This window comes from Burkholderia pseudomultivorans, assembly GCF_902499075.1.
GTDB classification, from domain to species: Bacteria; Pseudomonadota; Gammaproteobacteria; order Burkholderiales; family Burkholderiaceae; genus Burkholderia; species Burkholderia pseudomultivorans.
The window spans coordinates 1-14130 of the sequence record NZ_CABVPP010000019.1; the positions used below are offsets into that span (position 1 = coordinate 1).

Genomic DNA, 14130 nt, shown 5'->3' on the forward strand with positions numbered 1-14130 from the left:
GCAGCGCTGCGTTTTCAGCAGCAGAGAAGCGAGATTATGAACCGTGTTTCGCAAGTCGTCAACAACTTTTTGCTACATCGTTGCGACTGCGGGGTTCTTCTTCCTGCGTCGCCAGCGCGCTCCACACTGCAGCACACCGCCGACTCCGCTTCCCCTTCCGCACCGCGTTGCCGTTAGCGCGAAAGAGGCGTGATTCTAGGGACCCAGCTCCAATCGCGCAAGGGGTTTCGGAAAAAATATATGGCCCCGCACGCTGTCGCGTGCGGGGCCATATATAGAGAACCTGCCCGGCCCGGAACCGTCAGGCCGCGCGCACCTGACGCGCGACGATCTCCATATAGTGATCGAGATCCGGCGTCGGTTTCCCCGCCTCCTTCGCCGTATCGTCCCAGCGGCGCAGGCGCAGCGCATCCTCCGCGAACGGGCGCTGCAGGAACGCCGCGGCCTCCTCGTCGCTGAAGATCCCGCCCTGCAACGCGAGGCTGCGCACCGAGTCCGGCGACAGGCTCTCGAAGTAGCCGGTGTCCGTGCGGCACAGGCAGCGCTTCGCATCGACATGCAGCCGGATCGGCTCCAGCACCGCGTCGGAAAACAGCGGCCGCAGGAACGGCAGCACGAAATACTGGTGCAGGTCGTCGATGCCGCGCGCACTCGGCGTCTCGCCCTGACGATTCAGCAAATGCCCGAGATCGTGCAGAAACGCCGCCGCGACCAGCGCTTCGTCGGCGCCCGCCTCTTCCGCCAGCAGCCCGCTCTGCAGCGCGTGCTCGAGCTGCGTCACCGGCTCCCCGCTATAGGCCACATGGCCATGCTCGCGATACAGCCCGCGAATCTCTTCCACCGTCAGCGCCATCCATCACTCCCAAGGCAGAGAAAAGGTCTTCAGGTTCGTGAAGCTCTTCATCGCCTCCTGAACGCCTTCCTTATAACCGAGCCCCGAATCCTTGATCCCGCCGAACGGCGTCAGCTCGATCCGGTATCCGGGCACTTCCCATACATTCACCGTGCCGACGTTCAGCTCGTTGACGAACCGCACGACCGCCGCCGTGCTGTCCGTACAAACGCCCGACGACAGTCCGAACGCCGTGCCGTTGCTGATCCGGATCGCATCGTCGATCGTGTCGAACCGGATCACGGGCGACACGGGGCCGAAGGTCTCCTCGCGCACGAGCGTCATCGACGGATCGACGTTGTCGAGCACGGTCGGCGCATACAGCGCGCCGCGCCGCAGGTTGCCGGCCAGCAGCCGCGCGCCCTGCGCAACCGCGTCGCCGACCCGTGCCTCGAACAGCCGCGCGGCGGCCTCGTCGATTACGGTACCCATTTCGTTGGCGGGATCGAACGGGTCGCCGTAGGTCCACGCGCGCGTCTTTTCGACCAGCGCCTCGGTAAACGCCGGCGCGATCGCACGCTGCACCAGGATTCGCTTGACGGCCGTGCAGCGTTGCCCCGAATTCCGGTACGAACCGAGCGCCGCGAGCGTCGCCGCACGTTCGGGATCGGCGTCGTCGAGCACGATCAGCGGATCGTTGCCGCCGAGTTCCAGCACGATGCGGCGGTAGCCGGCCTTCGCCGCGATCGCCTTGCCGATCGCGACGCCGCCGGTAAACGTGATCAGCGACGCATGCGGATGCGTGACGAGCTCGTCCGCAATCTCGCGCGGATCGCCGGTCAGCACCTGCAGCATCGGCTCCGGCAGCCCGGCTTCGTAAAGCAGGTCCGCCAGGTAGAACGCCGACAGCGGCACCTTCTCCGACGGCTTCACGATCACGCGATTATTGGTCGCGATCGCCGGCGCGATCTTGTGCGCGACCTGGTTCATCGGATGATTGAACGGCGTGATCGCGACGATCACGCCGTCGAGCGGCTGACGCTGCGAGAACACGCGGCGCGCCTTGCCATGGGGCGTCAGGTCGCACGAGAAGCTCTGCGCATCGTCGCGCAGCGCCTCGACCGACGCGAACTTCAGCACGTCGGCGACACGGCCGATCTCGTAGCGCGAATCCCGCTTCGACAGCCCCGACTCCAGCGAAATCAGGTCCGACGCTTCCTCGGTGCGCTCGCGCAGCAGCGCGGCCGCGCGTTCGAGGATCTGCGAGCGCTCGTAGCGCGTGAGCGTCGGCCGGTAGGCCAGCGCGTAATCGAACGCGGCGTGCACGTCGTCGACGCTCGCGAGCGGCGCCGTGCCGACACGGGCGCCCGTGTACGGATCGACGACGTCGAAGCTGCGTTCCCGCGTCGCGCGCGTGCCGCACCAGCGCAGCGCCTCCGCGCGAAACGCCGGATGATCCTGTCGGGGATGGGCCATCATGTTGCGATCCGGTTCAGCACGAAATCGAATACGTCGAAGTTCCGCGGACGACGTCCGGCGTCGGCCCGCTCGATACGACGGTTGAACAGCAGCGGCACTTCCTGCTCCGACACGCCGCCATGCGAGCGCAGCGGCACGGTCAGGCCCGACAGGTCGTGCTCGCGCTCGCGCGTGCCGAGCGTCATGTCGCGACGCGCGATCACGACCAGGTCGCCGATCCGGTCGGCCGGCAGCTCGAAGCGCGCAGCGGCTTCCGCGTTGTCGAGCACGAGTTCGACGCCGTCGAGACCGCCGATGCGCCACATCGCGTCCGCGCGATCGACGCCCGGCGCCAGATACACGGTCGCGAACGAACCGAGCGCGCCGTGGTGCACGACGTACGGATCGGTGATCGGCAGGATCACGCGCGCGGACTGCGCGCCGAACCAGCCGTCGAACGCATCCTGCAGATAGATCACGTTCGGCCGGCCCGTCGCGGGATCGTGCTTCGCATTCATCCCGTGATCGGCCGTGAGCCCGATCGCCCAGCCGAGCGCGTCGAGCTGCGCGAGATAGCCGTCCATCATCGCGTAGAACGCGTTCGCGCCGTCGGTGCCGGGCGCGCACTTGTGCTGCACGTAGTCGGTCGTCGACAGGTACATCAGGTCGATCTGGCGCGTCTGCGCGAGCCGCACGCCGGCCGCGAACACGAATTCGGACAGCGCCGCGCTGTACACGTCCGGCGACGGCAGGCCGACCCAGTCGAGCACGTCGACGATGCCGTTCTCCGCGAGATTCGCCTGCGCGGCTTTCTCCGCGGAAAAGCACACGCCGTCCAGCTGCCAGCCGAGCAGCCGGCGCAGCTTGTCCTTCGCCGTCACGACCGCGACCCGCGCTCCGGCATCGGACGCCGCCGCGAGCAGCGTGCCGGCCCGCAGGTAGGCCGGGTCGTTCATCATCACCTCGGCGCCGCGCCCGCCGTCGGCGGACGGGTCCCAGAAGTAGTTGCCGCAGATCCCGTGGACCGCCGGCGGCACGCCGCAGACGATCGACAGGTTGTTCGGGTTGGTGAAGGTCGGCACGACGCAATCGGCGCGCCATGCCGTGCCTTCGGCGATCATCCGGCCGATGAACGGCGCGACGCCGGCTTCGACGGCCCGTTCGAGATAGTCGTACTCGCAGCCGTCGACGCAGACGACCACCGTCGGCTCGACCGGCAGCCGGTAGCGGCGGCCGTTGACGTCGACCCAGCGGCCGGCGAGGTCGGGCGCCGCACCGGCCGAGGCCGGTTCGCCCGGAACACGCAACGCGAACGCGGCGTTCATGATGCCGCCCGCTTGCCGCGCGGCACGCGCGCAGCGATCAACAGCAGCGCCGCGAGCGACGCGCCGAGCATCAGCAGCGACAGCGCCGACGCGGGCAGGTAGTAGCCGCGCTCGACCTGGCCGATCACGACGATCGGCACGGTCGCGAACCCGGGCGGATAGACCGTCAGCGTCGCGCCAAGCTCGCCGAGCGACAGCGCGAAACCGAGCGCGAGACTCGCGCGCAGCGCCGGCACGAGCTGCGGCAGCAGCACGCGGCGCAGCACCATCGCGGGCGGTGCGCCGAGGCTCGCCGCGGCCTCGCGCAGCACGGTCAGTTCCGGGCGCAGCGCGGCGGCCGCGCAGCGATAGCAGAACGGCAGGATCAGCGCGAGCTGCACGAGCACGACGATCGCCGCCGAGCTCGACAGGTCGAGCGGCTTCTGGTGATACGCGATCAGCACTGCGAGTCCGAGCACAACGCTCGGCACGCCGTTCGGCACCATCACCAGCGCATCGACGAGCGCGCCGAGGCCGCGCCGGTCGCGCCCTTCGAGCGCGAGCGCGAGCCACAGCCCGAGCATCGTGCCGACCGCGGACACGCCGAAGCCGATCTCGAGGCTCGTCAGCAGCGCGTCGTACTCGGGCGACCCTAGCCGCTCGAACCAGCGCAGGCTGTAGCCGGCCGGCAGGATCGTGCCCGACCAGTGCGTCGACACGCTCGACAGCGCGACCACGACGACCGGCAGCACGAACAACCAGAAGCACGCGAACGCGGCCAGCGCGAGCGCGACCCGCGACGCCTGCTTGAGCACCGCGTCGCCCCAGCCGATCTGGCGGCGCGGCACGGCCTGCCCGATACGAAATTCAGCGGACATCGTTTCCTCCCGTCGCACGCCGGTTCACCCGGCGATAAACCGCATACAGCGCCAGCGACAACGCCAGCATCACGACCGCGCCGGCCGATGCGGTCGGCAGGTCGAGATCGACGGTCGCACTGCTGTAGATCGCGACCGGCAGCGTCACGAGTCTCGCGCTGCCGAGCACGAGCAGGATCCCGAATTCGTTCAGCGTCAGCAGGAAGCACAGCACGGTGCCGGCGGCGATGCCCGGCCACGCGATCGGCAGCACCACGCGCCGCGCCAGCATCCAGCCGGACGCGCCGAGGCTGCGCGCGGCTTCGATCAGGCGCAGGTCGAGCGTCGCGAACGACGCGAGCGTCGGGCGCACGACGAACGGCGTATAGAACACCGTCTGCGCGAGAATCACGCCGCCGATGCCGAACAGGAAGTCGAGCGGCGGCTCGTCGAGATGGAACAGGTGCTGCAGCGCGATGCTGACCGAGCCTTGCGAGCCGTACAGGAAGATCAGCGTGAACGCGACGAGGAACGACGGAAACGCGACGTACAGTTCCAGGAAGCGCGTGACGAGCGAGGCGCCCGGGAACGGCTTGAAGAACAGCAGCGCGGCCAGCATCACGCCGAGCAGCGACGCGGTGCCGGCGCTCGCGAACAGTACGCCGAGCGTCGTCATCAGCACGTTGCGCGTGTCGGGATTGCCGAAGAAGGTCCGGTACGCGGCGAAACTCAGCCCGTGATCGCCGGACACGCTCAACAGCACCAGCCGCACCAGCGGATAGACGACCAGCGGCCCGAGCACGACGATCGCGAGCCCGAGCAGGTGCAGGTCGCCGATGCGCCTGCGGCGCCGCGCGGCAGCCGCATGCGCGGCGGCCGACGCGAGCGCTTGCGGCGACAGGCCGGCTTCAGGGCTCGATAAGGACGACATCGTCTGCCTCGCAATGCAGGGAAACACGCGCACCGCGCTCGGGTGCCGCGGCACGGCCGCGTTGCATCGTCACGCGCACGACTTCGTCGGGCGCCGCATCGAGCACGACCGTGATCGACAGGTCCGCGCCCTGCCATTCGACCGACGATACGGTGCCGTGCATGCCGCCGGCGGCCGGCGGCATCAGCGTCAGGCGCTCGGGGCGCACGCACGCGACCTTGTCGCGCACCTCGTGGCGCGGATCGCCGAGCGGGAAAATCACGCGCGGCGGCAGCAGGTTCGCCGGGCCGAGATAGCGCGCGACATAGCCGTCGTTCGGCGCGTCGTACAGCTGCTGCGGCGTGCCGAGCTGCGCGATGCGGCCGTCGCGCATCAGCAGCGCGCGATCGGACAGCACCAGCGCGTCGTCGCGGTCGTGCGTCACGCAGACCACGGTCAGGTTCGGCAGGCGCTCGTGCAGCGCCTTCAGTTCGGTGCGCACCGACGCACGCAGGTTCGCGTCGAGCGCGGACAACGGCTCGTCGAGCAGCAGCACGTCGGGCTCGATCACGAGCGCGCGGGCCAGCGCGACACGCTGCTGCATCCCGCCGGACAATTGCGCGGGCAGATGATGACCCGCATCGCCGAGCTGCACGAGCTTCAGCGCGTCGGCGACGCGCCGTGTGACTTCGGCCGACGCCATCCCGCGCGCGCGCAGGCCGAAAGCGACGTTCTCGAACACCGACAGGTGCGGGAACAGCGCGTAATTCTGGAACAGCAGACCGAGATTGCGCTTGTGCGGCGGCGCATAGGTCAGATCGCGACCGGCCACGCTCAGCGTACCGGTCAGGCCGTCGGCCTTCACGAAACCGGCGATGAAGCGCAGCAGCGTGGTCTTGCCGCAGCCGCTCTTGCCGAGCACGGTCAGAAATTCGCCGGCGCCGATCGACAGCGACAGATCTTCCAGCACCGTGCGTGCGCCGTAGCGCACGCTCAGGTGCTCGATCTGCACGCCGCCCGGCGCGCCGGACCGCTGCATCGCGCGCGGCTCGGCGGCGCCGAAAGCGCCGGGATGGTTCAGGGCGGTATCCACCGGATTCATCCTCTCACTCACTACAGGCGGCGTGCGCCGATCACTTCGGCTTGACGACTTCGAGCTGCTTGCCCGAGCTGCCGATCACGTCCTTCTTCCAGCGCTCGATCCACACCGGCTTCTTCGCCATTACCTGGGTCCAGTCGACCGGAATCAGCTTCACGCCGGCGATCGCCTTCTTCACGGCCTCGCCGTTCTTGCCCGCCAGCGGCACGTCGGTGCGGCCCGGGATGCCATACATGTCCGGCACCTTCGACTGCACTTCCGTCGACATCAGGTAGTCGATCAGCTTCTTGCCGGCGTCCTGGTTCGGGCCGCCCTTGATCAGGCCGATGCCGTACGGCAGCTGGAACGTGGTCGGCTGGTCGCCGTCCTTCGCCGCGAGGAAGATCGGCTTGACCGACAGCGCGCCGTGCTCGGCGTCGTCGAGGTCCATCTGCAGGTCGCCGTTCGCGACCGAGATTTCGTTACGCGACAGCAGCACGTTCAGGTAGCCGGTGCCCTTCGTGTGGAACTTCACGCTCTGCGACAGCTTCGCGAGGTAGTCGAACGCCTTGTCCTCGCCCATCAGCGTGGTCGTCAGGATCAGCACGGCCATCCCGTCGCCCGCCGTTGCCGGGTTCGAGTACGCGACCTTGCCGGCGTAGCTCGGCGACAGCAGGTCGGCGAACGTCTTCGGCTGGTTCTTCACGACGTCCGGGTTGATCGCGAACGAGAAGTAGTTGTTCACGAAGGTCGCCCACGTGCCGTCCTCGGCCTTCGCGATCGCCGGCACGTTCTTGTAGTTCACGCTCTGGTATGCCTGCAGCAGGCCCATCTGGCCGGCTTGCTGGATGAACGGCGGCAGCGTGACGATCACGTCCGCCTTCGGGGAATTCTTCTCGATGTTCGCGCGGTTCACGACCTCGCCACTGCCCGCCGTCACGATGTTGACCTTCACGCCTTCCTTCTTCTCGAAGGCCGGCAGCACATCGCGATAGAGGTTCTCGAGGCCGTCTGCCGTGTACAGCACGACGGCGCTCGCCGCGTGCGCCGGCAACGCGGCGCCCAGCAGACCGGCGACGCTGGCGGCCAGCGCAAGCTTGCGGAACGCGCCGGCAGCGGCGCGCGAGGAATTCTGCAGTGTCATCTCACTTCTCCGTAGGCGGAACACCAAACGGCCGGGGCAGGGTCCGGCATCTTTATCCGGGCGAGCCGACAACCGGCCCGCCTCGCCGCCGCGCAGCGGGTGGTTTTGCGCGGCAACCGAAGGATCACAGCCTTCGATGACAAACCCGTGACGAATGCCACAATTTCCAAAAAATGACACATTTTGCCAATATCATGCAACTCGTACAGAAAAGCCGTCCGGCGTTTCTCATCCGACCATTGCTGGAGAAAACCATGTCCGATCCGATCCTGCTGACCCCCGGCCCGCTCACCACGTCCGCCACAACACGCCACGCAATGCAACAGGACTGGGGGTCGTGGGACGCCGCGTTCAACCAGTTGACGGCCACCGTCTGCGCGGATCTCGTCGACATCGCACGCGGCGGCGACCAGTACGTGTGCGTGCCGATGCAGGGCAGCGGCACGTTCGCGGTCGAAGCCGCACTCGGCACGCTGGTGCCGCGCGACGGCGTCGTGCTGGTGCCCGATAACGGCGCGTACTGCGCGCGCATCCTGAAAATACTCGGCCGGCTCGGCATCGACGCGATCGCGCTGCCGTTCGGCGAGGACGCCGCCGTCGATCCGGCCGCGGTCGAAGCCGCGTTCGCGCGCGAGCCGCGCATCACGCACGTCGCGCTCGTGCATCTGGAAACGAGCGCCGGCATCCTGAATCCGCTCGACGCGATCGCGGCCGTCTGCCGGCGGCACGGCAAGCGGCTGATCGTCGACGCGATGAGTTCGTTCGGCGCGCTGCCGATCGTGCTGGCAGACAGCGGCATCGACGCGCTGATCTCGGCGAGCGGCAAGTGCCTCGAAGGCGTGCCGGGAATGGGGTTCGCGATCGTGCGGCGCGACGCGCTGGAAGCGAGCGAGGGCAACTCGCGGTCGCTCGCGCTCGATCTGCACGATCAGTACGCGTATCTGCGCAAGACCGGCCAGTGGCGCTTCACGCCGCCGACGCACGTGGTCGCCGCGCTGCGCGCCGCGCTCGACCAGTACCTCGCCGAAGGCGGCCAGCCCGCGCGCGGCGCGCGCTACGCGGAGAACTGCCGGACGCTCGTCGAAGCGATGCGCGCGCTCGGCTTCACGCCGTTTCTCGACGCGCGCGTGCAGGCGCCCGTGATCGTCACGTTCCATGCGCCCGCTCATCCGGCCTACGATTTCCGCCGCTTCTACGACGCGGTGCGCGACGCGGGCTTCATCCTGTATCCGGGCAAGCTCACGCAGCTCGAGACGTTCCGCGTCGGCTGCATCGGCGCGATCGATTCGAACGACATCCGACGCGCGGTCGCCGCGATCGCGCAGGCGGTCGAATCGCTCGGCATCGGGCTGCTGCACGCGTAAACAAAAAAGCCCGGCAGTCGACGACCGCCGGGCGAACGCACGCGACGTGCGTGGAGAAGAGACTTACAGCTCGATCCGCTTGATGTCGCCGACGACGAAGATGTACGACAGCGCGCCGACCAGCGCGATCGCGCCGATGAACACGAGCGCACCGACGAACGAGCCGGTCGACGCGACGATGAAGCCGACGACGAGCGGCGTGACGATGCCCGCGAGGTTCGCCGCCAGGTTGAAGATGCCGCCCGTGACGCCGAGCAGGCCGTCGGGTGCGATGTCCGACACGAGCGTCCAGCCGAGCGCGGCCATCCCCTGCGCGAAGAACGCGACCGACATGATCGCGATCACGGCCTCGTTGCTCTGCACGTAGTTCGCGAGAATGATCGTCGATGCGAGCAGCAGGCCCGCGATGATCGGCAGCTTGCGTGCGAGATTCGCGGACTTGCCGCGACGCAGCAGCCAGTCCGAGAAGACCCCGCCGAACATCACGCCGATCGACGCCGCGATGAACGGCATCACCGCGAAGAAACCGATCTTCAGCCAGCCCATGTGGCGCTCGGTCGCCAGATAGGTCGGGAACCAGGTCAGGAAGAACACGAGCGTCGAGTTGCCGGCGAACTGGCCGAGGCAGATGCCCGCGAGCTGGCGCTTCTTCAGCAGCCGGCCGGCCATCGCCCAGCTGAACTGCTTCGGCGCGGGCCGGTCGTCCTTGCGCACGCCGTGCACGAGACCGCCGCCCGCCTCGATATAGGCGAGTTCCTCGGTGTTCGCGCCCGGGTGGTTGCGCGGCTCGTGATAGCACTTCCACCAGACCAGGCCGAACACGATGCCGACCGCGCCGACCACCCAGAACAGCGAGCGCCAGCCGAACGCGCCCATCAGCGCGAACAGCACGGGGCTGAAGAACGCGAGACCGATGTACTCGCCGACGGTGTAGGTGCCGGTCGCCATCGCGCGTTCGTTCTGCGGGAACCACGTCGCGACGACGCGGCTGTTGGTCGGGAAGCATGGCGCCTCCGCGACGCCGAGGCCGAGACGGCATGCGAGCAGCGTCGCGACGCCGGGCACGAAGCCTTGCAGGAACGTGCACAGCGACCACAGCGTCATCGACCAGTAATAGGTCACCTTGCTGCCGAAACGGTCGAGAAAGAGGCCGCCGGGCACCTGCGCGACGACGTACGTCCACGAGAACGCCGAGAACATGATGCCCATCACGGCCGCGTTGATGCCCAGCTCCCTGGTGAGCTGCGGCGCAGCCACCCCGAGCACCGTGCGGTCGAGATAGTTGATCATCGTGCCGATCGCGAGCAGCGCGAGGATCTTGTAGCGCGCCGACGTGCGCCGGACCGTGCCGGCCGCCTGCGCCGGCGCGGCGCTCGTGTGGGTGGTGTGCTGCATGGTCGTCTCCTGGTCTCTTTCTCGATGGGGTCAGCGCGCGACGAGCGACTGAAAGTGCTCGAACATCCGTTCGGCGTCGGGCGTGCGTCCGGTGAAGATCTCGAACGCATCGACGGCCTGGTAGACGGCCATCCCGCCGCCCGGCAGCGTTGCGCAACCCGCCGCGCGCGCCGTGCGGATCAGTTCGGTTTCGAGCGGGAAATAGACGATGTCGGCCACCCACATGCCCGCGTGCAGCAGCTCGGCCGGCAGCGGCAGGCCTGGATGCTTGATCATGCCGGTCGGCGTCGCGTGGATCAGGCCCGTCGCGGCGCGCGTCGCGGCCGCGAGATCGCCGCCCGCCGCGACGCGCGCAGCCGGGAAGCGCTGCTGCAATTCCCCGGCGAGCGCCGCGGCGCGCGTGCCGTCGACGTCGAAGATCGTCAGTTCGGCCGCGCCCATCTGCAGCGCCGCATGCGCGACGGCCGCGCCCGCGCCGCCCGCGCCGAGCTGGACCACGCTGTCGAGCGACGCGCCGGGCAGCCCACGGCGGAACGATTTCGCGAAGCCCGACCAGTCGGTGTTGTGGCCGATCCGCTTGCCATCCTTGAACAGCACGGTGTTGACCGCGCCGAGCGCGCGCGCGTCGTCGGACAGCGCATCGAGATGCTCGATCACGCGCTGCTTGCACGGATGCGTGATGTTCAGCCCGTTGTAGCCCATCCGCTGCGCGGTATCGAGCAGTTGCGGCAGCGCGTCGACGCCCACGCCGAGCACGTCGAGGTCGAGGCGCCGGTATACGTAGCCGAAGCCCTGCCGGAACCCCTCTTCCTCGTGCATCGCGGGCGACAGCGAGCCGCCGATACCCTGGCCGATCAGGCCGATCAGAAACGACGGACGGCTCATCGTGCGGCTCCTTGCGCAAACAGGGTCGACAGGCGCTGCAGCGCGAACACGTAGCCTTCGGTGCCGCAGCCGCAAATCACGGCTTCGGCGATCGCCGACACATACGAATGGTGACGGAACGCCTCGCGGCGATGCACGTTCGAGATATGCACCTCGATCACGGGCTTCGCGATCGCCGACAGCGCGTCGGCCAGCGCGACCGACGTATGCGTATACGCGGCCGGGTTGATCACGATGCCGTGCGTGTCGTGACGCGCGGCATGCAGCCAGTCGATCAGCTCGTGCTCGGCGTTGGACTGACGGAACTCGACTTCCAGCCCGAGCCCTTCGCCCGCCGCGCGGCAGCGCTGCTCGACATCGGCGAGCGTTTCCGCGCCGTAGATATGGGGCTCGCGCGTCCCCAGCAGATTCAGGTTGGGGCCGTTCAGCACCAGCACCTTGCGCTTGCTCATCGTGATTCCGCTCCAGAAACGAGGGGCGGATCGCTGCATGCACCGCCCCATGATATTGGGATTCGGCACTAGTGTGCGCCTGCACAACAACATTGTCTTTTCGGGTTTTCGCTAATTTGTACCACCTAGTTAGTTTGTATAATCCGACTCAATCACCCAGTAAACTCGGGATATGGCGCGTCCGATGAACTCAACGACTGGTTCATTTCGGGCCAAACCGGCCGGCGCCGCCCCCGCTTACCCGCAGGATTCGCTCATGCAGCGCTCGATCGCCACCGTGTCCCTGTCCGGCACGCTCGCCGAGAAACTCGCCGCCATCCAGGCCGCGGGCTTCGACGGCGTCGAAATCTTCGAGAACGACCTCGTCTACTTCGACGGATCGCCCGCCGACGTCCGGCGCATGGCCGCCGATCTCGGCCTCGACATCGTGCTGTTCCAGCCGTTTCGCGACTTCGAGGGCGTGAGCGCCGCGCAGCTGGCGCGCAACCTCGACCGCGTGCGCCGCAAGTTCGACGTGATGCACGCGCTCGGCACCGACCGCATCCTGGTCTGCAGCAACGTGTCGCCCGACACGATCGCGGACGACTCCCTGCTGGTCGACCAGCTCGGCGCGCTCGCCGAGGCGGCCCGCCAGGCCGGTGTCGTCGTCGCATACGAAGCGCTCGCGTGGGGCCGCGTCGTGAACCGGTACGGTCATGCGTGGCGACTCGTCGACGCGGTGAACAGCCCGCACCTCGGCCTCGCGCTCGACAGCTTCCACACGCTGTCGCTCGACGATTCGCCGGACGCGATCGCCGACATCTCCGGCGACCGGATCGCGTTCGTGCAGATCGCCGACGCGCCGAAGCTCGCGATGGACGTGCTCGAATGGAGCCGCCATTACCGCTCGTTCCCCGGCCAGGGCGACTTCGACCTCGCGCGCTTCACCGCGCGCGTGATCGAGTCCGGCTATACGGGGCCGCTGTCGCTGGAAATCTTCAACGACGGTTTCCGCGCGGCGCCGACCGCGATCACGGCCGCCGACGGCCACCGCTCGCTGCTGTACCTGGAAGAACTGACGCGCGCGCGGCTGGCCCGGGACGGCCGCGCGCCGGCCGCCGGCCAGCCGCTGTTCGCGCCGCCGGCGCCGCCCGCGCACGTCGGCTTCCAGTTCATCGAATTCGCGGTCGACGCGCAGGCGGCGGCCACCGTCGGCGAATGGCTGGGCAAGATGCGCTTCCGGCTCGCCGGCCGCCATCGGTCGAAGGACGTCACGCTGTTCCAGCACGGCGCCGCGTCGATCGTGCTGAACGCGGAGCGCGACTCGTTCGCCGATGCGTTCTTCCAGCAGCACGGGCTGTCGCTGTGCGCGTCGGCGTTCCGCGTCGACGACGCGAAAGTCGCGTTCGAACGCGCGGCCGGCTTCGGCTATGCGCCGTTCTCGGGCCGCGTCGGGCCGAACGAGCGCGTGCTGCCGAGCGTGCAGGCACCGGACGGCAGCCTCGAATATTTCGTCGACGAGGCGCCGAACGCGCCAACGCTGTACGAATCGGATTTCGTGCTGACCGATATCGACGGTCCGGGCGAAGTCGGTCCGCTGACCGGTATCGACCACGTCTGCCTCGCGCTGCCGGCCGACGCGCTCGATACGTGGATCCTGTTCTTCAAGACGGCATTCGGCTTCGAGGCCGAGCGCAGCTGGCTGGTGCCCGATCCGTACGGGCTGATGCGCAGCCGCGCGGTGCGCAGCGCGGACGGCTCGGTGCGAATCGCGCTGAATGCGTCGGTCGACCGGCACACGGCCGTCGCCGAATCGCTCGACCGCTACCACGGCACCGGGCTGAACCATGTCGCGTTCCGCACCGACGACATCGTGAAGACGGTCGCCGCGTTCGCGGCCGACGGCGTGCCGTTCCTGCGCATCCCGGCCAATTACTACGACGACCTCGCCGCGCGCTATGCGCTGCCGGATGACCTGATCGACACGCTGAGCGCCCACCACCTGCTGTACGACCGCGACGAGCGCGGCGGCGAATTCCTGCACGCGTATACGGAACTGGTCGACAACCGCTTTTCGCTCGAAATCGTCGAGCGGCGCGGCGGCTATGACGGGTATGGCGCCGTGAACGCCGCCGTGCGGCTCGCGGCGCAGGCGCAGCGCAGGAAATAGGGGAAGCAGCGGGCTCGCCGAGACGGGGCCGGATCGTATCGGCCGTCGCGACGGCACGTTGCGGCCGGTGTTTCAGACAGACGCTCCGGCCCGCCTTCGGCTCCCCGTCCCAGACCGCTGCCTGGTCGTCGACTCGATGCACCATCACGGTGAATCGCGCCGTCGCGCCCCGGCTGGCGCGGCCGGCCGCAACAGGCGCCGCGCAGCCTTCCGTACGACGTTACATGCGGTAACTCGCCGAGCGCCGCAGCACCCCGGCACGCCCGGCACGCCCGGCGATTTTAAGAATCGCTTAAGTCTTC

General features: G+C 68.3%; 12 protein-coding genes. 2 read left to right on the forward strand and 10 right to left on the reverse strand.

What is annotated here, in order from left to right; translation table 11 throughout:
• Positions 1-301 precede the first annotated feature (301 nt).
• From BST28156_RS15010 to phnS, 7 genes are read right to left on the reverse strand one after another with little or no spacing between them, the layout of a single operon-like run.
• Positions 302-853, reverse strand: a complete 552-nt coding sequence (locus BST28156_RS15010) for a phosphonate degradation HD-domain oxygenase (RefSeq protein WP_174902576.1) — start codon at positions 851-853, stop codon at positions 302-304.
• A gap of 3 nt (positions 854-856) precedes the next feature.
• Entirely contained in the window at positions 857-2311 is a 1455-nt protein-coding gene (phnY, locus tag BST28156_RS15015; RefSeq protein WP_174902577.1) for a phosphonoacetaldehyde dehydrogenase, read from the reverse strand.
• Complete coding sequence (phnA, locus tag BST28156_RS15020; protein ID WP_060240683.1) at positions 2308-3615, reverse strand: phosphonoacetate hydrolase; 1308 nt, start codon at positions 3613-3615, stop codon at positions 2308-2310. Before phnA ends, phnY begins: the two co-directional genes overlap by 4 nt.
• Positions 3612-4472: a 2-aminoethylphosphonate ABC transport system, membrane component PhnV gene (gene phnV / locus BST28156_RS15025; protein WP_174902578.1), complete on the reverse strand. Its 861-nt coding sequence runs from the start codon at positions 4470-4472 to the stop codon at positions 3612-3614. Before phnV ends, phnA begins: the two co-directional genes overlap by 4 nt.
• A complete protein-coding gene (gene phnU, locus BST28156_RS15030) occupies positions 4462-5382 on the reverse strand; it encodes a 2-aminoethylphosphonate ABC transporter permease subunit (protein ID WP_174902579.1) in 921 nt (306 codons plus the stop codon). The genes phnV and phnU overlap by 11 nt, the downstream gene beginning before the upstream one ends.
• The gene (gene phnT, locus BST28156_RS15035; RefSeq protein WP_174902580.1) at positions 5360-6463 is read right to left on the reverse strand and encodes a 2-aminoethylphosphonate ABC transport system ATP-binding subunit PhnT; all 1104 of its coding nucleotides are present in this window, start codon (positions 6461-6463) and stop codon (positions 5360-5362) included. The genes phnU and phnT overlap by 23 nt, the downstream gene beginning before the upstream one ends.
• Before the next feature lie 31 nt (positions 6464-6494).
• Entirely contained in the window at positions 6495-7583 is a 1089-nt protein-coding gene (phnS, locus tag BST28156_RS15040; RefSeq protein ID WP_060240679.1) for a 2-aminoethylphosphonate ABC transporter substrate-binding protein, read from the reverse strand.
• Positions 7584-7837: 254 nt separating this feature from the next.
• Between phnS and BST28156_RS15045 the strand changes: the two genes are divergently transcribed.
• Entirely contained in the window at positions 7838-8947 is a 1110-nt protein-coding gene (locus BST28156_RS15045; RefSeq protein WP_174902581.1) for a 2-aminoethylphosphonate--pyruvate transaminase, read from the forward strand.
• 63 nt (positions 8948-9010) lie between these two features.
• On the opposite strand, the gene BST28156_RS15050 is transcribed toward BST28156_RS15045, so the two are convergent.
• Genes BST28156_RS15050 through aroQ form a run of 3 tightly spaced genes read right to left on the reverse strand, consistent with a single transcriptional unit; the run spans position 9011 to position 11679 of the window.
• Complete coding sequence (locus BST28156_RS15050; RefSeq protein WP_060240677.1) at positions 9011-10342, reverse strand: MFS transporter; 1332 nt, start codon at positions 10340-10342, stop codon at positions 9011-9013.
• A gap of 30 nt (positions 10343-10372) precedes the next feature.
• Positions 10373-11227 (reverse strand): shikimate dehydrogenase, encoded by an 855-nt coding sequence (locus tag BST28156_RS15055; protein WP_174902582.1) that lies wholly within the window; start codon positions 11225-11227, stop codon positions 10373-10375.
• On the reverse strand, positions 11224-11679 hold the full coding sequence (gene aroQ, locus BST28156_RS15060; protein WP_060240675.1) for a type II 3-dehydroquinate dehydratase: 456 nt from the start codon (positions 11677-11679) through the stop codon (positions 11224-11226). The genes BST28156_RS15055 and aroQ overlap by 4 nt, the downstream gene beginning before the upstream one ends.
• A 256-nt stretch (positions 11680-11935) precedes the next feature.
• On the opposite strand from aroQ, the gene BST28156_RS15065 reads away from it, so the two are divergent.
• Positions 11936-13828, forward strand: coding sequence for a bifunctional sugar phosphate isomerase/epimerase/4-hydroxyphenylpyruvate dioxygenase family protein (locus BST28156_RS15065; protein WP_174902583.1), 1893 nt, complete (start codon positions 11936-11938; stop codon positions 13826-13828).
• Positions 13829-14130 lie beyond the last annotated feature (302 nt).